22 protein-coding genes are annotated in these 23,691 nt (G+C 48.0%); 8 read left to right on the top strand and 14 right to left on the bottom strand.

Annotation, left to right across the window (positions count from 1 at the left end):
• The first annotated feature begins 147 nt into the window (after positions 1-147).
• From ACZ5R2_RS19045 to ACZ5R2_RS19035, 3 genes are all read left to right on the top strand, one after another.
• Positions 148-1,056, top strand: coding sequence for a YeiH family protein (locus ACZ5R2_RS19045; protein WP_464903035.1), 909 nt, complete (start codon positions 148-150; stop codon positions 1,054-1,056).
• Positions 1,057-1,239: 183 nt separating this feature from the next.
• Positions 1,240-1,569, top strand: a complete 330-nt coding sequence (locus tag ACZ5R2_RS19040) for a hypothetical protein (RefSeq protein ID WP_464903036.1) — start codon at positions 1,240-1,242, stop codon at positions 1,567-1,569.
• Positions 1,570-1,764: 195 nt separating this feature from the next.
• Positions 1,765-2,007, top strand: coding sequence for a YdcH family protein (locus ACZ5R2_RS19035; RefSeq protein ID WP_438458804.1), 243 nt, complete (start codon positions 1,765-1,767; stop codon positions 2,005-2,007).
• A gap of 54 nt (positions 2,008-2,061) precedes the next feature.
• On the opposite strand, the gene ACZ5R2_RS19030 is transcribed toward ACZ5R2_RS19035, so the two are convergent.
• From ACZ5R2_RS19030 to ACZ5R2_RS19020, 3 genes are all read right to left on the bottom strand, one after another.
• On the bottom strand, positions 2,062-2,547 hold the full coding sequence (locus ACZ5R2_RS19030; protein ID WP_464903037.1) for an SRPBCC family protein: 486 nt from the start codon (positions 2,545-2,547) through the stop codon (positions 2,062-2,064).
• A 230-nt stretch (positions 2,548-2,777) separates the two neighbouring features.
• The gene (locus ACZ5R2_RS19025; RefSeq protein WP_464903038.1) at positions 2,778-4,211 is read right to left on the bottom strand and encodes a methyl-accepting chemotaxis protein; all 1,434 of its coding nucleotides are present in this window, start codon (positions 4,209-4,211) and stop codon (positions 2,778-2,780) included.
• A 334-nt stretch (positions 4,212-4,545) separates the two neighbouring features.
• Entirely contained in the window at positions 4,546-4,893 is a 348-nt protein-coding gene (locus ACZ5R2_RS19020; protein WP_464903039.1) for a HopJ type III effector protein, read from the bottom strand.
• A 133-nt stretch (positions 4,894-5,026) separates the two neighbouring features.
• Here ACZ5R2_RS19020 and ACZ5R2_RS19015 point away from each other — a divergent pair, with 133 nt between their 5' ends.
• Entirely contained in the window at positions 5,027-5,677 is a 651-nt protein-coding gene (locus ACZ5R2_RS19015; protein ID WP_464903040.1) for an endonuclease, read from the top strand.
• Positions 5,678-5,704: 27 nt separating this feature from the next.
• On the opposite strand, the gene ACZ5R2_RS19010 is transcribed toward ACZ5R2_RS19015, so the two are convergent.
• From ACZ5R2_RS19010 to ACZ5R2_RS18995, 4 genes are all read right to left on the bottom strand, one after another.
• Positions 5,705-6,655, bottom strand: coding sequence for an ABC transporter permease subunit (locus ACZ5R2_RS19010; protein ID WP_464903041.1), 951 nt, complete (start codon positions 6,653-6,655; stop codon positions 5,705-5,707).
• Between the two features lies 1 nt (position 6,656).
• A complete protein-coding gene (locus ACZ5R2_RS19005; protein ID WP_464903042.1) occupies positions 6,657-7,508 on the bottom strand; it encodes a taurine ABC transporter ATP-binding protein in 852 nt (283 codons plus the stop codon).
• A 36-nt stretch (positions 7,509-7,544) separates the two neighbouring features.
• On the bottom strand, positions 7,545-8,576 hold the full coding sequence (gene tauA, locus ACZ5R2_RS19000) for a taurine ABC transporter substrate-binding protein (protein WP_464903043.1): 1,032 nt from the start codon (positions 8,574-8,576) through the stop codon (positions 7,545-7,547).
• A 321-nt stretch (positions 8,577-8,897) separates the two neighbouring features.
• Positions 8,898-10,310, bottom strand: a complete 1,413-nt coding sequence (locus ACZ5R2_RS18995; protein WP_464903044.1) for an aminotransferase family protein — start codon at positions 10,308-10,310, stop codon at positions 8,898-8,900.
• A 363-nt stretch (positions 10,311-10,673) separates the two neighbouring features.
• Here ACZ5R2_RS18995 and pdxR point away from each other — a divergent pair, with 363 nt between their 5' ends.
• Entirely contained in the window at positions 10,674-12,140 is a 1,467-nt protein-coding gene (gene pdxR / locus ACZ5R2_RS18990) for a MocR-like pyridoxine biosynthesis transcription factor PdxR (RefSeq protein ID WP_464903045.1), read from the top strand.
• 176 nt (positions 12,141-12,316) lie between these two features.
• On the opposite strand, the gene ACZ5R2_RS18985 is transcribed toward pdxR, so the two are convergent.
• Positions 12,317-12,796 (bottom strand): pyridoxamine 5'-phosphate oxidase family protein, encoded by a 480-nt coding sequence (locus ACZ5R2_RS18985; RefSeq protein WP_464903046.1) that lies wholly within the window; start codon positions 12,794-12,796, stop codon positions 12,317-12,319.
• Positions 12,797-13,162: 366 nt separating this feature from the next.
• On the opposite strand from ACZ5R2_RS18985, the gene ACZ5R2_RS18980 reads away from it, so the two are divergent.
• The 3 genes from ACZ5R2_RS18980 to ACZ5R2_RS18970 all read left to right on the top strand — a co-directional run bounded on the left by ACZ5R2_RS18980 (position 13,163) and on the right by ACZ5R2_RS18970 (position 15,395).
• Positions 13,163-13,507: a YajD family HNH nuclease gene (locus tag ACZ5R2_RS18980; protein ID WP_464903047.1), complete on the top strand. Its 345-nt coding sequence runs from the start codon at positions 13,163-13,165 to the stop codon at positions 13,505-13,507.
• Between the two features lie 385 nt (positions 13,508-13,892).
• Entirely contained in the window at positions 13,893-14,618 is a 726-nt protein-coding gene (locus tag ACZ5R2_RS18975) for a TSUP family transporter (protein WP_464903048.1), read from the top strand.
• Positions 14,619-14,636: 18 nt separating this feature from the next.
• Entirely contained in the window at positions 14,637-15,395 is a 759-nt protein-coding gene (locus tag ACZ5R2_RS18970; protein WP_464903049.1) for an SDR family NAD(P)-dependent oxidoreductase, read from the top strand.
• Positions 15,396-15,546: 151 nt separating this feature from the next.
• Here the strand turns inward: ACZ5R2_RS18970 and ACZ5R2_RS18965 are convergent, their stop codons facing one another.
• Genes ACZ5R2_RS18965 through ACZ5R2_RS18940 form a run of 6 tightly spaced genes read right to left on the bottom strand, consistent with a single transcriptional unit; the run spans position 15,547 to position 23,461 of the window.
• Entirely contained in the window at positions 15,547-18,396 is a 2,850-nt protein-coding gene (locus tag ACZ5R2_RS18965; protein ID WP_464903050.1) for a beta-galactosidase, read from the bottom strand.
• A gap of 21 nt (positions 18,397-18,417) precedes the next feature.
• Positions 18,418-19,872 (bottom strand): aldehyde dehydrogenase, encoded by a 1,455-nt coding sequence (gene aldA, locus ACZ5R2_RS18960; RefSeq protein WP_464903051.1) that lies wholly within the window; start codon positions 19,870-19,872, stop codon positions 18,418-18,420.
• A 16-nt stretch (positions 19,873-19,888) separates the two neighbouring features.
• Positions 19,889-20,674 (bottom strand): enoyl-CoA hydratase/isomerase family protein, encoded by a 786-nt coding sequence (locus ACZ5R2_RS18955; protein ID WP_464903052.1) that lies wholly within the window; start codon positions 20,672-20,674, stop codon positions 19,889-19,891.
• Positions 20,671-21,822, bottom strand: coding sequence for a CaiB/BaiF CoA transferase family protein (locus tag ACZ5R2_RS18950; RefSeq protein WP_464903053.1), 1,152 nt, complete (start codon positions 21,820-21,822; stop codon positions 20,671-20,673). Before ACZ5R2_RS18950 ends, ACZ5R2_RS18955 begins: the two co-directional genes overlap by 4 nt.
• A complete protein-coding gene (locus tag ACZ5R2_RS18945; protein WP_464903054.1) occupies positions 21,819-22,964 on the bottom strand; it encodes a CaiB/BaiF CoA transferase family protein in 1,146 nt (381 codons plus the stop codon). The genes ACZ5R2_RS18950 and ACZ5R2_RS18945 overlap by 4 nt, the downstream gene beginning before the upstream one ends.
• The gene (locus ACZ5R2_RS18940) at positions 22,961-23,461 is read right to left on the bottom strand and encodes a hypothetical protein (protein WP_464903055.1); all 501 of its coding nucleotides are present in this window, start codon (positions 23,459-23,461) and stop codon (positions 22,961-22,963) included. Before ACZ5R2_RS18940 ends, ACZ5R2_RS18945 begins: the two co-directional genes overlap by 4 nt.
• Between the last annotated feature and the right edge of the window lie 230 nt (positions 23,462-23,691).

Genomic DNA, 23,691 nt, shown 5'->3' with positions numbered 1-23,691 from the left:
CAAAACCAATCGCCGCACTCTCTATTTTAGCTAGCGGCTTATTGAGTACGATGGCCAAGCACGCCTAAAAAACAGAGAACCTATACCACTTGCGATTACATAAAAGACTGCACAGGAACAGGACTTTAGTTCCTCGAATAAACGAACATGAATAGACAATACTTATTTTATATTACCGGACTCCTGTGTCTAACACCTTGGGTGTCATCGCCTATGGCTTTAACGCTGGGCTTCGCTTTGTCCTCTTTTGGCATGGTGCCAACCCACTTCCCGGTTGGCAAATGGACCAAAAAACTACTGTCTTACTCAATTATTGGCTTAGGATTTGGCATCAGTCTACAACAGGCTCTAGTCGTTACCGGTGACGGTATTGGTCTGATTGTCACTAGTATTGCCGCCACCTTTGCCTTGGGTATGCTACTGGCAAAGCTGCTTCAACTCGACACGGTCATGAGTTATTTAATCTCTGCCGGAACCGCAATTTGTGGTGGTAGTGCCATTGCAGCCGTCGCACCCGCCATCAAAGCTAAAGATCAACAGATTGGGCTTGCTCTCGCCACTATCTTTGTCCTCAACTCGATCGCTCTGTTTATCTTTCCGGTCATAGGACATGCCTTGAATTTAGACCAAGTCACCTTTGGCCGATGGGCTGCCATCGCGATACACGATACTTCCTCGGTTGTTGGAGCAGCGTCTGCCTATGGTGAGCAAGCGCTGCTCACCGCTACTACCCTCAAACTTGCTCGAGCTCTTTGGATTGTACCCGTGGCTTTTTTCAGTGCGCTGATTTTTCGCAGCGACAACGGCAAGGTGAGCATTCCATACTTTATCCTCTTCTACTGCCTCGCAATCTTGCTCAGTGATTGGCTACCACAATTTGAACCACTCTATTCAGGTATATTCTCTGTGGCTAAGCAAACACTCGTGTTGTGCCTGTTCTTAATCGGCTCTGGCATCTCTATTGATAAACTCAAAGCAGCCGGCTTTAAGCCAATGCTGCTTGGCATAAGCTTGTGGTGTTTTATTTCAATTGGTTCATTGATTTGGCTGATGTGACATACCACAAAGTTGCGATGCCCAACCTACAAATTCATCAATAACCAATAAATGCCGTCAATTAGTGATCTTGAACGTACCACACCTGGGTGTTTTTTGACCAAAAACAACCTTTTCTAAGTTTAGCTAAGGCATAACCTTTAAATAGATGAATTTGTATAAACTTTCCGCGGGGTCAAGGCGATGAAGATAGCATTTGAGAGGTTGAAACTATTAACCAACCAGTTATGTGAGACTGAGGTCTCTTCACCAGAAACACAAGCAGCGCGAACCTATGCTTACGGTCTATGCTGTGAGCTTGGCTCGGTCAAAAGCGAGCAAGAGTTTGAGCGAGGATTACTCAACAACCTTTATCTAAGTATGCCAACAAAAACAATAGAGAAAGCACAAAACCAATTGCTCGCTGCTCAACAGTACCACCTAGCAGAAAAATGGCAGAAATTGATGTCTAACTTACAGATGCGTTACCAAGATCAAACACGCGCCAATCGACACTTTGCCAGACACCGTTAGTACGGGCGAGTTTGCTGTATCAAATAGCTCGAATCGACGCACTGTTTGACTCGTTATTCGAGCTATTACTCAAGGTATCGGAGCGTGCGATCGATCATACATCTAAACAGCAAAATGTAACGGTCCAGCAAACTCACGCTTGTCTTCTATACTGTGTTTAGCGATGCAAAACCAACGGTTACGAAAGGAGACACTATGTTAGGTGAAGTACACTCTCTCAACAACGACTTTCCTGAGCACGAAGCTGCGATCAACAAACTTAAAGAGACCGATGCAGACTTTCTCAACAGTATGAAGGAGTACGATGCGATCGATAAGCAGATCCGCACCCTTGAACTTAACGGTGCCCCAATTGGCGATGACCAAATGCACCAGCTCAAGCATGACCGAGCCGTATTGAAAGACTCACTGTATAAGCGCTTAGTTAACGGGAAATAGCGCTTTTTTTACGCCTGAATTTTCGATCTACATAAGCCAAGCCATTCGCTTGGCTTATTTGCTTCTACAACTGGTTTGTTCGGTTAAACACTGCAGCCACTTTTGATGATAGGCTTGCATTCGAGCCGGTTGGTAGAGGCGTGTTAACCAGGTCATCCCGCCGCGCTGAGTGGCCTCGGTGATCACGCGGCTCCCTTGCTCTAACGGCTCAATCACCCAGGCATGATACATTTCAGTGCTTCCCAAGCGACCCTTCCAAGCAATGCGTTGCAGTGGCTGATATTCAACAACCGTGCAGTTATAGGCAAGCCAACCTGCCTTCCAAAGAAACGCCGTTCCCCGCTCCAGAGAATGTCCATCGCCATGAATGATCTGTACCGATGTTCTACTGTGCTTCCAGCCCGGCCAGCATGCAGCGTTGACCAAGCAGCGCCAAATCACTTCAGGTGAATTGTCACTGATCACCTGGCTTTTGACATGAATACGCGCATTTCTCGGGTGATAGTAATCTGGCCAATAGATAGATGTTTGCTCTGACATAGCGAATCTCTTACATAACCTAGTAAGTTAAGGCTAAGACAATGACTGGTATTTGCCAAATTCGAGTATACAGGTCTTTCTATAGACTGATACCGACATATAGACCAAACAACCTAACACGAAACGATCAGATTCCCGTGAGCCAGTTATGCTCAGCGCAGGTGTCATATTACTTTTCGGCCCTAAAAAAGGAGCGCTATACGCTCCTTTGTCACCTAAACAGTAACGATTTAATCGGTATGGTAGTCTGATAGCACTTGACCAATTTCGCCTGAAGCATTACCAACCTGCGCCACGCCTTCTGCACTACCACTAATCTGCTTCTTCATACTGTTGGCATGATTGCGAACGTTGCTTAGTTGCTCTGCAATATCGCTTGCAACGGCGCTCTGCTCTTGTGCCGAACCGGAAATCTGTACACTCATTGCAATCATTGAGCGAGCTGATTCGGCAATTCGGCTCACGTCGCCACCAATTTCCGACACCAGATCACTGCTTGTCTGCGCCTGTTGTACCGTCTGATCAGTGATAGTTGCGATACTCTGGCTCTCTGCCTGAAGTTTTTCAATCATCGTCTGGATTTCAACGGTGGCTTGTTGGGTACGACCGGCAAGGGTGCGTACCTCATCTGCAACCACTGCAAAACCACGCCCTTGCTCGCCAGCACGAGCCGCTTCAATCGCCGCATTCAGAGCCAGAAGGTTGGTCTGCTCTGAGATAGCGTTGATGGTTGTGATCACCTCATTAATCTGAGTCGTGCCATTATTAAGGCTTTCAACCGAGACTGAGGTTTGCTTAATTAGCTCACTTAAGTGGCGAATTTCCTGCATCGAAGACACAACGCGTTGCTGACTAGATTCAACGTACTCGGCGTCTTTCTCCGTTTGTTCCGTTGCCTGATTTGCGACCATCGCCACTTCTTTTGATGAGGCCGTCATTTCCTCCATTGCGGTTGCGACGGAGTCAAGCGAAACACACTGATCATCAATTTCAGACTCATTCTTTGCCACTACATGAGTAAATGCCTCAGACAGACTATCCAAGTTATTGGCGTTGCCCTTAACTACGTTGATCAAATTAGCCAGCTTATCCATCGCAGAGTCAAGCTCACAACCAATCGTGCCAAACTCATCGCGACCCGATCTAAGCCCTAAGCGCGAGGTCAGATCCCCCTGGGAGATCTTCTTAGTTGTATTGTATAGGATCCACAAAGCACCGTTAATAAACGACGTCACCCAATAACAAAACAGTGCAAACGGTAAAATCCACAACAGGCTTAGCAATAATGTATTACGTGCAGCTTGTTTGTGCAGAGAGTAATCAGCGGAATAATCATCACGCACTCGAATATGCTCCCCTGAAGCGAGTCGAGCGCTAGCAGTTGCAGTATGACCATCAAAGTTTGACGGTGATGGATTGCGAGTGATATCGACATTTTGCGGCAAACGCGTTTGATCATTGCCTAGGACGGCGGCCATCCCTTCTGCTCTTGCTTGGGTACTTGCGATGGCTTGTTGCTCAAAAGAGGCTAGTTGGGCAGAGTAGCGCCCTGTCGCGAGTGTCAGTGTTGCAGCAAGGAAGATCGCTGATAACAGCCACATCTTATCGTTAATTGACATTTTAACGAACAGAGCATCGATCGTTCTAAAAGGAACATATTTCATAGGTTTTCCAATGATTTCTTCTACGGCTTGGATTCAGCGCTCAAATACGTGACTGGATGAGCGTGTCCACAAAAAGAATTACCCCACGTTCTCAAAAGGTCATTTTCAGTATCCAGAGGGACAATGGGTCTAATTTATTTGAACGTCGTTAATCTATCAAAACTTAATAGAGCAATCTATGTTACTGATGCAAATTGTGCACTGTAAGAGCAACTGAGTAACTAACTTGACAAAATTTAATCAAATGAGGGTGTTATAACCAGGTGGCCTACTTTGCGAATGAGATAAAGTGGCTTGTATAACCCCACTTTATCTCGATTGGCGTGGGTTTAACTTAACGTTTTTCCACCAGCGGCTGACCTTTGAAACTTACTTTTTCCCAACCGTGAAGGATAAAGTTACGAATATTGGCGTGGTCATCGCCTGAAGGATTACCCAACACGTCAATGCGGTAGTAATCACCAAAACAGCTCAGTGTCTGCTCTTTGTTCAAACCATGCAGCTGACCAAAAGCGAGAATTTTACACGAGCCGTTATTTGTCCCTGCTAGATTTTCCACTGCACCATTAGCAAAATCAGTGGGAGTAAAGTCATACACTGCGTCAATGACGGCCATGGTTTCGCCAAATTGAATCTCGGTTGGCTCGGCGTTAAGTCGAGCAATAAACTGTGTTAGCGGCATCTAAAGTATCCATTTTGTTTTTTCCAAGCGCTAATACTAAACGCCAGTAAAAAACAAACGCAAGCCAATTTAGCCATCACTGGCTACACTTTTACCCTAGTGGCCTTGAGGTAACCTTGCAGTGAGACGGAAAATGTCAACTTCCAAGTTAATATCGGACGTGTTTAATCAACTAGAACACCACTATGGTTATTTTATCTGGTGGCCAAGTACAAGCCCATTTGAGGTAATGGTTGGCGCAATACTGGTGCAAAACACCAACTGGCGAAACGTAGATAAGGCCCTCAGCAATTTACCCTCTCCCCTCATCCCACAGGCGATAGAAGGTTTCGGGCAAGGCGAGCTTGCTGATCTGATTCGCTCAAGTGGCTATTACAATCAAAAAGCGATTAAACTCAAGTCTCTACTAGCGTGGTTTAAGCAATACAACTATCAAATTGACCCACTACTTACTCGAGAAATGACGGAATTGAGGACAGAGCTGCTCAAGGTCAAAGGTATCGGCAATGAAACTGCCGACGTGATCCTCACCTATGCTCTGAATAAACCCTCGTTTGTGATTGATGCTTACGCAAGACGGATCTTCAGTCGCTATGGCCTCGATGTACCGAAGAGCTATGACCAATTTCGCGCACTTATGCACTCTGCCTTATTCCACCAGCGCGATAGGTATGACTACTTTCATGGCTTAATGGTTGAGCATGGTCAGCAATTTTGTAACAAGACTCCTAAATGTGACCCGTGTCCTCTTAACCGAGGGTGTCAAAAGAGGCTAGAGCCCTAGCCTCTTTGATTGATTTGGTGCGCTCAGTTAAAAACCTTTCCAAGGCACCAGCTTTTTCTCTAGATAGCGCATCAAAAGGTCAAAAGCATAGGCGATCACACCAATGATGATAATCCCTGCTATCACCACGTCCGTGACCAGAAACTCTGCCGCGTTAAGTACCATAAACCCGATACCCGCCTCAGCAGCGACCATCTCACTCGCTACCAGTGTCGTCCAACCAAAGCCGATACCAATCCTTAGCCCGGTTAATATCTCTGGCAAGGCACTTTTAATGATCACATGATAAAGCACTTGGGCTTTGCTCGCGCCCATCGAGTATGCAGCCTGGATCTGCTCACTGCGCGCCGAGTTCACGCCCGCTCTGGCACTCAAAGCAATTGGGGCGAACATCGCAAGGTAAATTAGGGTCACTTTACTGGTTTCATCGATACCAAGCCAAATAATAACCAAAGGTAGATACGCCAGAGGCGGTAGTGGGCGATAAAACTCAATCAATGGGTCAAATATACCGCGAACCCATACATTCGCGCCGATTAAGATACCAATTGGCACTGCGGTCACTACCGCGAGCAAAAAGGCACCAAACACACGGCTTAAGCTAGCACTAAGATGCTCAGCCAATGAAACACCAGAGAAACCATTGACCACTAAGTCAACAAAGCGCTCGATAACCGCACTAGGAGACGGAAGAAATAGCGGTTTCACCATTCCCATCTCTGTCACCAAAGCCCACAAGCCGATAAAGAAGCAAGTCGCCAAAATAGACACCAACCGTGAGTCCCCTTGCCCGGGCTCACCATAATAGTTTCCTTTGGTTAATGTCCTACGCTTTATCGCCTGGATAAGAGCAAAAAACGGTGGCGTCTTATGCAGTTGACTGTCCTGTTTTTGCTCAGGCTCAGCGCTTGATTTTTGGCTAGTCTCCAGGCTCCCTGCAGAATTCTTAGTCTCTGTCGCTAACAGTACGTCACTCATACTAGGCTACCTCCGGCACTTCGTCTTGGTGAATAATGGATAAGATTGTCTCTCGCATCTCGATAAAGTCCGGCATAGACTTGACTGCCCTAGCATCACGACACTCCAAAAAGCGTCGGTTAAAATCTAACTCAAAGCTGTGGGTGATCCTTCCGGGTCTTGGCGACATCACAATTAAGCGTGAGGCCATAAACAGCGCCTCTTCCACACTGTGGGTAATGAAAAACATCATCTTATTGGTGGCTTGCCACGCATCGAGCAACAGCTCTTGCAGAGTTTCCCTAGTTAAGGCATCGAGTGCGCCTAACGGCTCATCAAGTAAAAGAATACTCGGGTCGTTAGTCAGGGCTCTCGCAATGCCCACTCGCTGTTGCATCCCGCCGGAGAGCTGATAAATTTTGTGGTGATGGAAATCTTCAAGCCCAACCAGTTTTAAATACTTCGCCGCGCGCTCCAAGCGCTGCTTTTTATCAACCCCTCTGAGCTTCAGACCAAAAGCGGTATTTTCAATCACATCCAACCAAGGAAACAACGCATGCTTTTGAAACACAACACCTCGATCAGCCCCTGGTCCTGTGATTTGATCGCCAATTTCACGCCCCATGCTGACTCGAGGTAAACCTTCAATCGATGAGTTACCCAGAGTCAAGTAGCCTTCCGTTGGCTGAATAAACCCGGCCATCAGGTTGAGCAAGGTCGTCTTACCACAACCTGAGGCTCCGAGTGCAACCACCAGCTCACCTTGCTCTATCTCTAAGTTGACACCGGAAAGTGCTCGCACTGGCTCACCACCTTGATGATCCTCATAGATCACCGAGACATCTTGAATTTTTAATGTTTTTTCTGCAGTCATACGTTACTTCCTTGTCGGTATTAGCAGGTTAGGCCATTACTGAGACACAGCTGCAGCCGCATAACTTGGGTTAATGAATACACTGTAATCAGGCTTAAGTGCCGAGATCTTCTTCTCTTTGAGCAAGAACTCTGAGGTTGCTTTAAGGGCTTGGCTAGCACCACCTTCAACACCACAGCCTAGCCACTGGCATGACAACTGTGTCTCAACATCCAAAAACTCATAAAGGCTCATTGCTTCAACCACACCCTCTGGTTCGCCACCGGCAAGCTTGGCAACCGAGACCGCCATTGGGTCTTGTGCTGAGAAGCTGTCTTTACCCGCACGGTACTGTGCATCCACTCCAGAGACCACAGAGATAAACTGCGTGATAAATTCCGGGTTAGCCGCGGCAAACGCTTTATTGGCAATCATGCCATCAAAGGTTGGCTTGCCCCAGGCACTTAACTGCTTAGAGCTGATCAGCACGCGACCATCTTGCTTGATTTGGCCCAGAGCCGGATCCCAAATAAACGCGCCATCAATATCACCACGTTGCCACGCCGCCATAATCGCGTTCGGTTGCATGTTAATCAGTTTGACATCGCGCTCGGTCAAACCAAACTGCTCAAGGGCAAACAACATATGAAAATGGGTTGTTGAGACAAACGGTACGGCAATGCGTTTACCCTTAAGATCCGCCGGAGAAGCGATGCCGCTACCCTCTTTAACCACCAAGGCTTCTGCATCGGCGATGTTTTCCATCACCCAAACCAACTCCATGTCGACACCGTTACTGGCCGCACTAGCAATCGGGCTTGAGCCCGCCACTGTCATATCGACAGCGCCTGCCGCCATTGCCGTAATCGCGCGTGCTCCTGAATCAAACTTGCGCCACTTAATGTCGTAGCCAGTTTCCGCCTCAATCAATTTCTGGTCGATGGCAAACTTCATTGGGTTGTACATGCCCTGATAACCGATGGTCACTTCCTTTGCCGCCCAACTATTGAAAGAACACAATAGCGCTCCAAGAAGCACGGTTTGCTTTGCTAGTTTATTTTTCAGAGACTTAGTTAGTAATCTGTTCATGTCTACGTCCTTATATGCTGTATGACATCTTTACCCTAAGACTTTGGTTACAGGTTCGGTAGTGCCAACCATTTTCTTTATTGGTCCAGATGTGCACTATGGTGAGGCACTAAAATGGTGCAATAATAAACAGTGGGCGAAATACAGTGGCGAGACGCAAGTACGCTTCGCGTCGAGGTTCGAGGCGTTTAGTGCACAGCTGTGCCTGCGGCGCGCACCTTCGCTCCTTGGAACGAAGTGTAACCCGCTCCTTGCCACCTAAAAAAAGCCCTAGTTGGAAGCTAGGGCTTTTTTAGCGGGGATAGCGAAGTTTTTTTGTCGCTAGGCTGTAGTGGCTGGTACTTTGTCTTTGATGGCGGCGGTTATCGTTTCGATGATCACATCGGCCTGTTCTAGGCTTAGGGTCAGCGGTGGGCTTATGCACAGGGTGTTGTTAAACCTTGCGAATGAACGATTGGTGCGGCCGATAATGACGCCACGCTGCATGCAGTTGCCGACCACTTCTGCAACCAACGATTCCGTTAACGGCTCGCGAGTTGCTTGGTCTGCCACTAGCTCGATACCAATTAATAGCCCTTTTCCTCGCACATCTCCGACGATAGGTAACTGCTCCTTGAGCAGGGACAGCTTGGCCAATAGATACTCACCGACCATTTGGGTGTTGCTGACCAGCTGTTCATCTTCAATGATTTTGAGGTTTTCTAGTGCTGCAGCTGGCCCCATAGTGCAGCCACCAAAGGTGCTGATGTCGCGAAAATAGTCATATTTGTCGCTTGGGTTTTGGCTAAATTGCTCGAAGACTTCCTCGGTTGTCACGGTGCAGGAGATAGCAGCATAAGCTGACGCCACGCCCTTAGCCATAGTGACAATATCTGGCTTAAGACCGTAATGCTGATAGCCAAACCATTTACCCGTGCGTCCAATACCACAAACGACTTCATCAACATGAATGAGGATATCGTACTGACGACAGATACGCTGAACTTCTTGATAATAGCCTTCTGGCGGTGTGATCACGCCACCACCCGCCGTGATAGGTTCAACCACAATCGCACCAACGGTGTCTGGGCCTTCACGCAAGATCACTTCCTCGAGTGCACGCGCCGCTTTCAAGCCATAGTCTTCACTCGAATCAAACTGATTGCGATACTCGCAACAGTGAGGAAACTCAACAAACCCAGGGGTAAATGGACCATATTGTTCACGTCGCTCTTCTTGTCCGGTTGAGCTTAGACAAGTAATCGTCGTACCGTGGTAATCACGCTCACGATAGAGAATTTTACTCTTCTTGCCACCATACTTCTTGTGTGCGATCTGCCGAACTATTTTGTAAGCTTTCTCATTTGCCTCAGAGCCTGAGTTAGAAAAATATACTCGGCTCATCCCCGGCATTTTCTCAATCAGTTTATTGGCAAACTCCGCCATTACTGGTGAGCCCGCGGTGCCAGCAAAGTAGTTCAGTTGCATGGCTTGTTGCTTGATCACTTCAGCGATGCGCTCGCGACCATAGCCAACGTTGACGCACCATACCCCACCCGAGCTGGCATCAAGATAGCGTTTACCATTAATGTCCCAAATATATTCCGCTTTGCCATGCGACATGATCAGCGGCGCCTGGTCCTTAAACTGCGCATGTTGTGTCATATGGTGCCAAACATGGGATTTGTCCCACTGCTCGATTTGCTCGACACCTTCAGCGCTAAGCTGAACCTGAGTTGATTGTCCGTAATCCATAAGCCCTCCTGCCTTTTGTTACAACATAGGCAATCAACTCAGACTTGGGTTAGATCCAGAATTGGCTATTTATGGTGACAGGGTAAATCAGGTTCGAGGTTCGGGGACGGGCTTTGCCCTGCGAGGTGCGAGGGGTTTCACACGTGTGAGAAGATCTTCGCTAATAGGAATGAAGTGTAACTCGCTCCATTTTAAGAAACAGGCTCGAGGTACGAGTGGTTTACAGCGCGCACTAAGCTCCTCGTTACTCGGAACGAAGTGTAACTCGCTCCTCGAAACTGGATCACTGGATCACTGGATCATGGCACATTTGATGCAACGTGCTGATTAATAGATATATATAACAACGTATAAGGCTAGGTAATGAAGAGTGATTTACTCCTGCACATCCAGTTTTCGCCTGAGCGAAGCCTGCAAGAGCAGATCCGGGAACATCTATTGGAAGCGATGCGCAATGGAGTTTTTGAGGGGAAAGCGCTGCCCTCGTGTAGAAAATTAGCATCAATGCTGCGTGTTTCGCGAAATACTGTGGTTTTGGTCTACGATAGGCTGGTGGATGAAGGCTATCTGGAGGCGCAGCAGCGCAGCGGCTACTACCCAAACGAGGCAGCGTTCGAGCCCAATACTTGTGGCTCCGCCCCTACTATCAGTGACAACTTTGGTGCAAAGCCCGCCCATTTTTGGGCAAAGCGAGTCAAAAAAGATCTTTCAAGCCAACGTAATATCGTCAAAGCCAAAAACTGGCAAGACTACCCCTATCCGTTTTTGTTTGGTCAGCCTGATCATTCGTTGTTTCCTTTGAGTCACTGGCGCGAGTGTTGTCGCTTGTCACAGCGCTCTGGGGTGGTGAAAGACTGGATCTCAGATTCCATCGACAGCGATGACCCTGCCTTGATTAAACAACTACAAAATAACGTATTACCCAAACGTGGCATCCAGGCGCATCATGAAGAAATCCTCATCACCATCGGTACACAAAATTCACTGTTTTTGCTCGCCCAACTGCTCTCAGATCAAGAGACATGCTTAGGGGTTGAAGAGCCTGGTTATCCTGATGTGCGCAATATTTTCTCTGCACATGGCGCACGAATCGTGCCACTGGGGATTGATTGCCAAGGTGTCGAGGTCAGTGACCAGCTTAAGCAGTGTGACTACGTGTACGTCACCCCCAGTCACCAAGTACCCACTAACGTCACTATGTCGATGGCAAGAAGAGAAGCGTTGTTGGCGGCTGCTGAAGAGCATGACTTTATCATTATCGAGGATGACTATGAGAGTGAGATCAACGTGTTGCACCAGGCGAGTCCCTCATTAAAAAGTCTCGACACCAATGGACGCGTCATCTATATCGGCAGTCTTTCCAAATCCCTTTCGCCTGGGCTTCGACTTGGCTACATGGTCGCGGAGCGCCCACTCATTGATGCGGTGCGCAGCTTACGTCGCTTGATGTATCGTCATGCACCAGCCAATAATCAGCGCACCTGCGCACTGTTCATTGCGCTTGGGCATTACGACAGCTATCTGCGCAAACTGAAAAACTGCTACCAAGAGCGCTGGAGTATCATGCGCCAAGCCATCGAGACTCACCTGCCGCAATGCATCACAACAGACTCTGTCGGCGGCAGTGCATTTTGGTTAAAGCTGCCCAAACACACCAACTGCGAGACCTTCACCCGCCAAGCCAAAGAGCTTGGCGTGCTCGTCGAACCAGGAACGGTACACTACGCTCGCTTTAACATCGACAGTCGCAACCACATCCGACTCGGCTTCTCAGCGATTGATACCGACAAGATTGAAGCGGGGATAAAAAAACTCGCTCAACTTTTGTGATCTTTCCCTTGACGGGAAGAGGCGAGAATCGAGATCGCTGCGCTGCGAGAAGCGAGAACAGATCGCTGAAATAGCTCAGTTCTAATCTCTTTTATATGATTTACGGTAAGTGTTATTTCTCGACGCGCGTCAAATACTCGCCTCTCGCAGGGCAAAGCCCGCTCTCGCCTCTGCTTTTAATGTGCTATTTGCTCGATAAAATCGACTTCAAACACACGTTGGCCATAACGCGCTTCGAAATCGGTGATCGAGCCTATGGTTGGGGAGATCAATAGTACGATTGAGTCAGGGTTATTTTCATCGCCTTCGCTGTCAAACCAATCGAAGGTTTGCTTGAATTTATCTCTTATATGGCGGTTTTTCTCGCCGCCAACCCAACCTAGGTTCTCCGCAATCCCTTGAAAGGAAAAACCATCTAAACCTGCGATGGTGACATCATTATTGTGCTCGATCTGGAGCACTTTGTTTGATTGTGCATCAGTCGAGACGAAAAAGTTCCCATCCTCGTAGTAGGCACACAGCATTCGATTTGCCGGGCGAGGTTTGCCTTCAACACCGGGCTCTAAAGAGATTGTTGCGAGCGCTATGATGATTTCTTTGCCATTGCCACAACACTCATCCATCAGTTTAATCGCGTCATCATACTTGCTCATCATTACATCCTTCTAATATAAAGCGCACGATAGCCGTGCGTTTCTGGTCTATCAATTAAAGGGGGGATTCATTCAAACAACCCCATAGCTTGTTATGGTATATCAGGTAACGTGCCACTCAGATTACGATTGACGCAGGGAAAGACCCTATGACTTGGATCAATTGCTCTAGATAAACAAACATCGGGTAATCAATAATTTGCACTGGCGCAAATGTGATGAATCTATGGCCAAACTTCATATCCGAGTCATCGATTGAACTTTGTGACCGCGATCTGATACCTGAATGATTTACCTGAAGCTGCTTCTTGAGGTTCCTTGGGCATATGTTAGCATCGCGCGACATGCTGTTATTTATGGGAAAGAATTATGTCGTCAGACTTTTATGGCACCAGTGCGGCTTATGCGCGCAAGGAATCTGATTATCGTGAAAAAGCACTCAAGCTTTATCCTTGGGTATGTGGCAGTTGTGCGAGAGAGTTTGTCTATTCAAACTTACGAGAGCTAACGGTACACCACAAGGACCACGACCATACTAACAACCCTGAAGATGGCAGCAATTGGGAGCTACTCTGTCTATATTGCCATGATCACGAGCACAGCAAATACCTTGACCATGAGCGCTATGGTAGTGAGGTCAAGCCGGGGCAAGATGAACATCAAAACGCAACGTATAACCCTTTTGCGGATTTAGCAAACATGATGAAAAAGTAAGCACAGCCTATGTGCTCTACCTTCTGAGCGGCACAAAAATAGCTCACTGTGCCCTCATTAGATGCCGCCTAATAGGTATCGTATATACCCAAGTGACCGCCTTGGCTGCAAACAGCGGGCGGCTAGCCATGCAAATCTGGTGGAAACTGCATCTTGAGGTTACTTGGGTATAATAGACCACCTGCCTCTGAGTCAGTGCATTGTCCGTTATTCGAATCACCAACACCTTCAATTTGGCCTGGCGAAAATCAGCCACGCTGAACCATCTAGTCTGTCTAACAGTCTTGGACTGCCCCAAAAACTAACTATAACTGGTACTAGCCCAGCTCAGGCTAAATAGTTAATTATCATACCCAAGAATCTAATTTTCAAAGGAAGTTATCAAGTGCTTGAGGCCATCATTGTCGCTACGCTGCTGATCGCGGGTTTCTTGCGCGGCTATACTGGATTTGGTTTTTCTGCGTTAGTCATCCTCGTCTTATCTGGATTTTACCCGGTCGCAGAGATGGTGCCTGCGGTCTTACTCCTTGATCTGATCATTTCGCTCCCTTTGGCAGCTCGAAGTTGGCAACAAACCGACTTACCAAAGCTCACCCCATTGCTGTGGGCGACAGGGATGGGCGTGCCTTTCGGCTATCTATTACTTAGCTACTTACCAGACCCCATACTTAAGCTCATTGTGCCAGGTGCGATACTTGGCCTTGCTCTGATGACCCAAAGCCAAAACCGCATCACTCAACTGCTTTCACGTTCCCCTTGGCTGTGTGGGTTTATGTCTGGTTGGACAACCAGCGCAGTGTCTGCAGGGGGAGCACCGGTCGTGATCTATATGCGCCAAAGCAACCTCCCTCTTGCTGCTCAACGGCATTGTATAATCAGCTATTTCTTTCTTACCTCTTGTCTTGTTGTTGGCTGTAGTTACGCACTCTCAAGACAGTGGTACTTACTGCCTGATCACCCCGTATTCTATGGCGTTACGGCGCTTTCAGCATTACTTATCGGGCAATGGGCACAGCGTCAAATAGATCACCCCGTCATTCATCATATTGCATTTTATTTAATGCTCTCACTCTCGGCGATCTCTTTGCTACGTGCATTTTGGATGCTTTAATTAATAAGGATATTTACTATGAATACACCTAGCGTATTTATCACTGGTGCCACTTCTGGATTTGGTCAAGCGGCGGCGCGCCGCTTTGGCGAGCAAGGTTATCAATTGATCCTCACTGGGCGACGTCAGTCACGTTTGGAGGCATTGGCTGATGAATTGGGACAGTACTGCTCTGTCCACATTGCCTGTATGGATGTACGGCATCAAGCTGACGTGACCGAAGTCATTGACGCACTTCCCGATGAGTTTAGAAATATTGAAATATTAATCAACAATGCCGGTTTGGCACTCGGTGCAAGCCCTGCAGATCAAGCTAGCCTTGATGACTGGCACACCATGATAGACACCAATGTCACCGGGTTGGTTAATGTCACTCATGCCCTGTTACCTACCCTGCTCAAGCAGCCCAAGGCAACGATAATTAATCTCGCGAGCATCGCTGCGAACTGGTGCTACCCTGGTGCGCATGTCTATGGAGCAAGTAAAGCGTTTGTCGCCCAGTTTTCGCGCAACCTACGCTCAGATTTTGCCGGAACGGGGTTACGTGTCACCAGCCTTGAGCCCGGTTTGTCAGAGAGTGAGTTCAGCTTAGTCCGCTTTAACGGCGATCAAGATAAATACAACCAAATCTATAATGGCACGAACCCTCTTCAACCCGAGGATATCGCAGACATTATGTTGTGGATAGCCGAGCAACCGAGTCATATCAATATCAACAGCCTTGAAGTCATGCCAACCAGTCAAGCATGGGACAATTTTAAAGTTATCAAGGATTAGTAGAAATAACTAAAAACACCCCTAGTACAACTTTTGGGGTGATCACGCATTCTGTGAGCGAAGTGTAACTTACATACTTTCCCTGCCAGCTAAAATAAAAAAGCCCCTCGACAAAGAGGGGCATCGTTTATTTAGAATCTAACCGGCTTGATTAACGCTGAGATAGTTTGTAACGCTTCTCATACATAGATTCATTGAATGACTTAGCATGTTCAACCAGTGCTTCATAAGGTGTATCTGTCACAGTAACAAAGCCAACATTGTAGTTTTCACCATCCCAAGCTCGACCAGTTGCTGGCGAGTCAGTGTACTGGAACCAATGTGCACCCACAAAATAAGGGTTCTCTAGAATCGAGTCCATATATTGGGTGAACATCTCACCGCGCTCTTTTTGGTTAGCCGTTGTGACAATCCCTCCATGGAACAAGCCTGTATCCGTCGAACCAAAATGGAACTCACCAATCACAGAAGGCTTATCCAATTCAGCTAGTCGACTCCAATCCCCTTTTGAGTTGAGATCATTGGCGTACAGGTTGTAGCTCATCACGTCGACATAAGGCGCCGCGCCGCGAGCAACTTCAGGTGTTACCCCCCAATCCGCGAATCGAGCACCAAGATAGAGGTGATTCGGCAACACGCTTTTCAGCTCTCTTTCAACCACAGCAAAGTATTGTGCTGAGATCAGCTCCAACATCTGTGCGTAATCGGTACGCATCGCTGGATTCAAGCTGTCACGGTACTCGTACCCTTTCGCAAAGCTCTCCCACGAGCTTACCTCTGCTCCCCACTTCTGGTTTAAAGCGTCGATCGTTACGTATTGATCTTGCAAGTGCTTAACGAGTGCGAGCTTAGCAGGGCTCTCCGCACTGTCATAAGCCAATGCATTAACCACAATACCATAACGGTTGGCTTCATTGGCAACGTTACCCCAGCTCATTTCGTTGTCAATGAATACACCGATCAACCAAGGGTCATCAACGTCCACCTCAGAGGCGATCTTATTGACCGTGTTTTGGGTCGCTGTGACAAAATCAGGGTCGAATGGATCTGGGATTGGTCCCCAGTAGTCGTTACCTGAGCTGATCCCTTTGTAATCACCACCAAACATAGTCCAACCGTTCGCCACATAAGGCACACGCGCATTACCATAGAATGATGGATCTGCCCAGTTACCTAGTGAGGTAAAGCCCCAATCTAGCATGCGATCAAGGGAGACATCACGCCAGATGTCCAGTGCCTCTTCTGGCGTCTCTGTGTTGTACTTACGCATGAGATTAGAAAGATAGAAACTAAATACTTCACCCTTCTCAACCGCCCCAGTATGAACGAACGGAACATAATCATACGCCTGTGCAAATGGTGAGTCGTCTTCTGGAAGCCAGGTAAACAGCGAACGACGCAGCTCAGACTTCACCTCTGCGCCACTGCGAGTGTCTGGGTCAGTAAAGTCAACCCCGGTGATCGTCATGGTATCTGTGGTGCGCAGGTTGTCGATACCCGTCATGAAGTACAAGTGCCCTTCTGGGTCAATCATGTTCCATTGACCATTGTGTTTTTCAACCCGGAAGAAGCCCGTTGCCTCAAACTGAGGTCCCTCAGACCAACCGCCGTACTGACTACGTCCTTGATGACTCTCAACGCTTCCGCGGCGAGCAAGCTCAATGGCACCCTGACTTTGCAACTCGTCTTGTGAGTGTACTTTTTCAGCCCAATCAGAGCCTGCGTACTGGCCAAATTCGTCAATAATATCTTGGAATCGCGTTGTGTCTGAAACAAGGTCCGGCACTAATCTTAGGCCATTAACAACCAGCTTGTAGTCTTTGTTTGGCTGCATTAAAAACAGCTGCACAGTATAGATACTGTCGAGTTTGTCGAGATCTTGTTCACCCCAAGAGTAAGTGATTGCTTGGGCGTTATAGCTTGCACGAGGTGGCTCACCACGCATACCTGATACTGCATCTTGGCTTGGCTTTGTCAGTGTCATGTAGTAGGTTGAATCCGAGTTCGGTGCAATCGCCATCGAACCGATCATACTGTCAGTGACGCCATCCGCACTCCCACCCAACTGCTGATGTTCAGCTTGGTCAATGCGCACATAAACCTGTACCGGATCGTCGGTCGGGTTTTCAATATCAAAGGCAAGGTTAAAGGAGTCAATATCTGACCAGTCCCAAGGGGTGGATGGTCTAAACGCTACTGCTGGATATTCAGAAGCCTGAGTAAAGACCACTTCTAAGGCTTTATCTTGGTGAGTACCTTTAATCAGTTCGGTGCGTGTTGCCGGACTAAAGCCCTTATTGACCACGTCCAAACGACCCTTTTCAAACTCAGTCAGCGGCTTAATCGTTGGAATTGGGCCTGCATCAATGGTTTGAGTTTGCTGGGCAATGAAGTCACCCGTCGCATCCACTAAGTCGAAATTGCTTAAAATCGCCGTTTGTGGATCAGCCGGACCTTGTACATAAACTTGGAGCTCACTTAGAGTGGTTAAATCAAGCTTCTCACCACCAAAATATCCCGGTATCTGGCGCTGGGTTCCATTAAAGATTAGCTCCACATTGCGCTCTTCGCCTGGCTGTAGCTGAACCGCATAATTTACTGCATTATCCGCTGAACCGACCATGCCAACACGATCAGAGAGCTTAAGCACGATGCTCAGAGGGTGCTCTGAAGATGGGTTCTTAACATCGAGAGTAAGGCTGCCCTTGTTGTTCCAGTTCCAATGACCACTTTCAGGTGCAAAGCGCACATGGGGCCAATAGACGAACTTATCGGCATCAGACACACCATCGAACTTGACTTCAAGCTGTGGCTGACCATCAACTGTTTGCACTTTAGCTTCGGCAAAAGAGGCGGTTTGGTTGGCAAAAAGGCCGTTTTGGATGTATTCGGCTTGTTCTGCCGATGACGAACCTGATTTAGATGCCGTCGGTTCGCTCGAGCACCCATATAGAGTTACTGAACCGGCGATAATCGCCAAGGTAATTAGGCTTAGTTTCATTAAAATTCCCTCTTGAAGCGACTATGCCTCATAGCTCCAGTACACAACGCGTTTTTGCAGATAGTTTTCGATACCATGAATGCCGTCTTCACCACCGATGCCGCTGCGTTTATGCCCCGAGTGGTAGCCTTGCACATTGCCAGTGATTGGACGATTGACAAACACCGTACCGACTTCAAGCTCGTTGATGGTCTGCATGATTTTGTTTACGTTCTGGGTATACACGTATGAAGAAAGGGCTTCCTCTCGGTTATTGGCGATTTCTAATGCTTGTTCAAGGCTTGTCACTTTGATGATTGGCATCACAGGAGCAAATAACTCTTCTGCGGCAATTGGCATCTCTGGCGTAACTTCACTGACAACCGTTGGAGCAAACCAATGGCCCTTTGCAAATTCCTCACCTTGGGGACGCCCACCACCAATCTCAATCTTCGCGCCTTGAGCAACAGAGAGTTCCACCATAGTGGCGACACGATCTAAGCCACTCTGAGTCACACTCGGCCCCATGTCCACGTCACTCATCGGATCGCCAACTCTGATCTGCTTAACCTTCTCAACCACCTTAGCCGTAAATTCATCGGCAATCGATTCATGTATCAGCACTAATTCATTACAAATACAAACCTGACCACAGTTCGCGTAACGCGAGGCAACTGCAGCTTCTGCGGCTTTATCCACATCGGCATCTTCCAATACAATGAACGCGGCTTTGCCACCAAGCTCAAGCACCAATCCCGAGACGTTGTCTGAGGACGCTTTGTAGATAGCTTGACCCGCGCGCGTGCTCCCGGTTAGTGACACGAGACGAGTCAATGGGTGCGTCACCAACCATGAGCTTACATCGATACCAGCGCCACTCACTAGGTTAATGACCCCTGCTGGAATACCAGCTTCTTCAACACACTGACAAAACTCGGAAGCCGTCACGGGTGTTGCTTCATGTGCTTTCAATACCATGGTGTTACCAGTGACCAATGCTGGACCAACTTTGCGTCCAATAAGGGCAAGCGGATAGTTATAGGCACAAAGGCCTAAGGTCACACCGTAGGGAACGCGGTTGATGTAGATCTGCTCATTGGCGGCATCCGAGGGAAAGATCTCCCCTTGAATGCGACGCGCAGCTTCAGCAGCGTAAGTCATGTAGTTCAACGTATCATCAAACTCGCCATACGCTTGAGCCAAAGTTTTGCCCTGCTCCTTAACGATCAAGCGGGCAAAATGCTCACGCTTTGGCTTCATTACTTCAACCAATTTAAGAATATAGCGACCACGCTCAATGGCCGGGAGCATTTGCCAAGCGCGCTGTGCCTCTTGTGCACTTTGCATCGCGCGCTCGACATCTTGTTGAGAACAATCAGGGATGGTTGCCCAAACTTGCTCGTTGGCTGGATCAATCACGTCAAATGTTTTGCCATTCGATGCGTCAACCCACTCACCATGGATAAAACAAGGGTAATGTTTCACGTTATTGTTCATATAAGGTACCGTTCTATTATTTTCCTAAAAATTCTGCTTCGCGCTTTTCGACAAACGCTTTAAAGCCTTCTTTGGCGTCATAGGTGTCGTAGAGTTCATCCACCAGTTGCATTTCCAACTCCAACCCCTGAGCGAGTGGGAGCTCAACGCCGCCTTGTATCGCACGCTTAGTCGCGGCAATTGCCAATGCCGGGCCGCGCGAGATACGCTTGGCGTATTCGACCACGTCATCCGAGATCTGCTCTGGCTGACACAGCTGGTTGACAAGCCCCCACTGAGCGGCCTGCTCTGGTGAAAAACTATCGCCGGTTGCCAAAAGCTCCAATGCTCTTGTGGCACCAACCAGTCTCAATAACCTCTGCGTGCCGCCGTTGCCAGGGATCAAACCTAGCTTGATTTCTGGCAAGCCAAAATAGTAGCTTCCTGCAGCGGCGAACCGCACATCACAACTCATCGCAATCTCTAGCCCTCCGCCCAAGGTATGGCCTTCAATTTGGGCGATATAGATCTTGCCGCTTGCTTCCATCAAGGCCATGTTGGCACGAGCCTGCTCCACCATGCGTTGGTTATCTTCAGTAGAATTTGCCTGGAAAGCTTTGATGTCCGCGCCAGCGCAGAAAAATCGCTCGAGCCCACTACGAATTATCACCGCATTAACTTGATTATCTGCCTCTGCTTGCTGCAGTGCTTGATAAAACTCGGTGACAAACTCGAGATCATACGCATTGGCTTTGGCACGATTAAGGGTGATCACGCCAACTCGATTGTCATGACAATAGGTTACCCAAGGGTCTTGTTTCATTGTTTTACTCCTGTATCGAAACTAAATTCTTCACGGATGGCTCGATTATCTTTACCTAAGGTCGGCGCGCCTTTTTTACTGCTAAAAATTTGGCCATCGATGCGAATTGGGCAGCGAGTCGTTTGATAGCTTTGCTCATCTGCCAGCTCGACTGTTTGCAGCATATTCAGAACCTTAAAGCCATCATGTGCCAGCATCTGCTGCCAATCGAACACCTCAGCACACCAAAGATTGGCAGGCTCTAAGATAGACAGCCAATGAGCCGTTGGTTGGGTCAATAACAGATCACGCAGCACTAACTTGATCTCATCGCGCCTATGGTACCATTCACTTGGCTCCGCAAAATCGAGCAACGCTTGGCACTCGAGTAACTCACCGAGCTTGGTGACCGAGCCCATCGCCAACACCATGAAGCCATCCTGAGTTTGATAAAGGCCGTAAGGGGCAGCCACCAGAGGGTGGGCTCCATTGACACTACCTCGATTGATAGGTTGATTATCTTGGTAATAATGGGTCAGTGGCTCGAGCTGAAAATCGAGCATAGCTTCAAGCATGCTGACTTCAACCAGCGTACTTTCTCCGCCGACCAGCGCTGCAAGAACACCCTGCACCAGTTGTCCACCCGCCAACATATCAGCAATCGCTAGCCCCATTGGGACTGGGCCGTGCCCATCATTGCCCGTTTGCCAAACCAGTCCGGACAGTGCCTGGATCAATAAGTCCTGACCCGGCAGATCCCGCCAAGGCCCTTTGTCTCCATAACCGGAAATCGCACCATAGACAATATCGGGATTGATGGTTTTCGCTTGCTGATAATCTAGGCCCAATCGCGTCATCACACCCGGGCGGAAATTATGTAAGAGTACATCGGCATGCTTAACCAACTCTCTAACTAACTGCTGGTCCTCAAGTGAATTCTTGAGGTCAAGCTCAATGCTCTCCTTGTTACGGTTAATCGCTTGATAAAAAGACGACTCTCCACAAAGTCGATAAGACTCTCCATAAAGGTGACGAGACAGATCGCCCTTGCCAGCTTGCTCGACCTTAATCACTCGAGCACCAAGATCAGCAAGGCGCAGCGATGCACTTGGCCCAGAAAGCAGTTGGGTAAAGTCGAGGACTGTAATTCCCTCTAATGGCAGATTCATAGCCCGAACTCCTCAGATACACGGCCATTATCTTGCCCGAGGCGAGGCGCAGCCTTGGTTGACTTGATCACCTGGCCATTAATTCGAATCGGGCAACGTGTTGTGCGCAATTGGGTTGCCTTATCACGAGTGACGACCTGTTCCATGTCTAACGCTTGATAGCCTGCACTCTTGGTGAGCGTTGGGTAGTCATATACCTCCGAGCACCAAAAGCCGATACGTTGTAAACGGGACAACCAGTAGGCAGAAGGCCGCCGTTTCAACACATTGGCAATGATTGCCTTTGCCTCATCACGTGCCGTGAAATACAACTCGTCATGACAATAATCTTCAAGCTCCGCGCTATTTAACACAGTGTTAAGCTGTGACAAATCTCCCATCGCTAGCGCGATGTATCCATCACTAGTTTGATATACCCCATAGGGTGCACCAAGGTATGCGTGGGCGTTAGATTGCACACTGCGTACCGGTGCAAACTCCGGATTATTCAAATAGGCGGTCAGTCCCTCAAATTGAAAATCAACCACGGATTCCATCAGGCTAACTTCAACTTTGGCTCCCTGCCCGGTGCGACGTTTTCGCACCAAGGCAGCAAGAACACCTTGCACCAAGTGCGTACCACACAGCGTATCGATCACTGCAGAGCCAAAAGGGGTTGGCACTTGTTGTTGATTACCGCTTAGCCAAGTTAACCCTGACATCGCTTGAGCCAACAGGTCTTGTCCAGGCTTTGATCGCCAAGGCCCTTCTTCGCCATAACCACTGACTTCGGCATAAACCAAGCTAGGATTTATCTGTTTAACCGTCGCATAATCTAACCCCAGTCGCTGCATAGTCCCCGGACGAAAGTTATGCGTGATCACATCGACTTTTGCGATCAATTTCTTAATCAGTTCAATATCATCGGCGCGTTTTAGATCAGCGACGAATGATTGCTTGTTACGATTTAAGGTATGGAATAACACACTATCGCCATCAGCCCACATGCTTTTTGTCGCTAACTGTCGACCAGCATCCCCATATTTAGGGCGCTCAACTTTGATCACTCGAGCCCCTAGGTCAGCCAAACGCAATCCCGCATGAGGTCCAGCCGTATACTGGCAAAACTCTAATACCGTTATGCCTTCTAACGGTTTTTTCATAACGAAACTCCATTTGACATCCGGCCGTAATTAAGGGAGTGAAGCACAGCACCACGCTCTCGAGCTAGCAGGGTATCCGTAAAGTAATTATTTAATATTTGGCTGGTGCTCTCGCGCTGCCAAGTATCTTTATGTCCCGATTGAGCACCTAACTCGATAAGGAAGTTGGCTTGCATTTCTGGGTTTGTGACAAACGCTGTGTTATTTGCTGCGATGTCCTCATGCTGTGAGTTTGCCGACACGGCATTACCTGTACCGCCCAAGGTGGTCGTTAGGCGGTCGTTACCATACAGGTTTACCGTGTCAGCAAATTTTTGCGCCTTGTGCGCGTAATTTGGCTTATTGCCGTTCGCATTGGCATAAGCAAATGCTTGTGGCGAACGTTTTTTGCCAATGATTGTTACATTAGAGTTTATTTTTTCAATTCGCTTTGCTGTTGCCACCATTGGAATAAGACCAAGGGTATAGTCACAAGTTATCCCTTTTAGCGTAATCATTGCCTATATCCATATATAAATATTTAATTCGCATGTAAATTAAAGCGCTTCTTTTAGTAGTTAGTCAAGACAAACAGTTTTTGGCTTGTAAAAACTGTGAACAAGCTTTTAGCTCTAAAGCAAACCCGCCGAAATTCTTCTATATGCAATACGAAAACGGCTAGAAGTCCTCACAAATCAGCAAAGTGCGATCCGGATCATAATTGACACACAAGGTGAAATTTCCATTT

It is taken from the genome of Vibrio sabulosilitoris (genome assembly GCF_055391395.1).
Note: the sequence above shows the minus strand (reverse complement) of the source record. Positions and strands in the feature narration are given on the sequence as shown.

What these genes read in the sequence shown, in the direction of transcription:
- ACZ5R2_RS19045 (WP_464903035.1), top strand. Translation starts at nt 148, where the DNA reads ATGAATAGACAATACTTATTTTATATTACCGGACTCCTGTGTCTAACA.
- ACZ5R2_RS19040 (WP_464903036.1), top strand. Translation starts at nt 1,240, where the DNA reads ATGAAGATAGCATTTGAGAGGTTGAAACTATTAACCAACCAGTTATGT.
- ACZ5R2_RS19035 (WP_438458804.1), top strand. Translation starts at nt 1,765, where the DNA reads ATGTTAGGTGAAGTACACTCTCTCAACAACGACTTTCCTGAGCACGAA.
- ACZ5R2_RS19030 (WP_464903037.1), bottom strand. Translation starts at nt 2,547, where the DNA reads ATGTCAGAGCAAACATCTATCTATTGGCCAGATTACTATCACCCGAGA.
- ACZ5R2_RS19025 (WP_464903038.1), bottom strand. Translation starts at nt 4,211, where the DNA reads ATGAAATATGTTCCTTTTAGAACGATCGATGCTCTGTTCGTTAAAATG.
- ACZ5R2_RS19020 (WP_464903039.1), bottom strand. Translation starts at nt 4,893, where the DNA reads ATGCCGCTAACACAGTTTATTGCTCGACTTAACGCCGAGCCAACCGAG.
- ACZ5R2_RS19015 (WP_464903040.1), top strand. Translation starts at nt 5,027, where the DNA reads ATGTCAACTTCCAAGTTAATATCGGACGTGTTTAATCAACTAGAACAC.
- ACZ5R2_RS19010 (WP_464903041.1), bottom strand. Translation starts at nt 6,655, where the DNA reads ATGAGTGACGTACTGTTAGCGACAGAGACTAAGAATTCTGCAGGGAGC.
- ACZ5R2_RS19005 (WP_464903042.1), bottom strand. Translation starts at nt 7,508, where the DNA reads ATGACTGCAGAAAAAACATTAAAAATTCAAGATGTCTCGGTGATCTAT.
- tauA (WP_464903043.1), bottom strand. Translation starts at nt 8,576, where the DNA reads ATGAACAGATTACTAACTAAGTCTCTGAAAAATAAACTAGCAAAGCAA.
- ACZ5R2_RS18995 (WP_464903044.1), bottom strand. Translation starts at nt 10,310, where the DNA reads ATGGATTACGGACAATCAACTCAGGTTCAGCTTAGCGCTGAAGGTGTC.
- pdxR (WP_464903045.1), top strand. Translation starts at nt 10,674, where the DNA reads ATGAAGAGTGATTTACTCCTGCACATCCAGTTTTCGCCTGAGCGAAGC.
- ACZ5R2_RS18985 (WP_464903046.1), bottom strand. Translation starts at nt 12,796, where the DNA reads ATGATGAGCAAGTATGATGACGCGATTAAACTGATGGATGAGTGTTGT.
- ACZ5R2_RS18980 (WP_464903047.1), top strand. Translation starts at nt 13,163, where the DNA reads ATGTCGTCAGACTTTTATGGCACCAGTGCGGCTTATGCGCGCAAGGAA.
- ACZ5R2_RS18970 (WP_464903049.1), top strand. Translation starts at nt 14,637, where the DNA reads ATGAATACACCTAGCGTATTTATCACTGGTGCCACTTCTGGATTTGGT.
- ACZ5R2_RS18965 (WP_464903050.1), bottom strand. Translation starts at nt 18,396, where the DNA reads ATGAAACTAAGCCTAATTACCTTGGCGATTATCGCCGGTTCAGTAACT.
- aldA (WP_464903051.1), bottom strand. Translation starts at nt 19,872, where the DNA reads ATGAACAATAACGTGAAACATTACCCTTGTTTTATCCATGGTGAGTGG.
- ACZ5R2_RS18955 (WP_464903052.1), bottom strand. Translation starts at nt 20,674, where the DNA reads ATGAAACAAGACCCTTGGGTAACCTATTGTCATGACAATCGAGTTGGC.
- ACZ5R2_RS18950 (WP_464903053.1), bottom strand. Translation starts at nt 21,822, where the DNA reads ATGAATCTGCCATTAGAGGGAATTACAGTCCTCGACTTTACCCAACTG.
- ACZ5R2_RS18945 (WP_464903054.1), bottom strand. Translation starts at nt 22,964, where the DNA reads ATGAAAAAACCGTTAGAAGGCATAACGGTATTAGAGTTTTGCCAGTAT.
- ACZ5R2_RS18940 (WP_464903055.1), bottom strand. Translation starts at nt 23,461, where the DNA reads ATGATTACGCTAAAAGGGATAACTTGTGACTATACCCTTGGTCTTATT.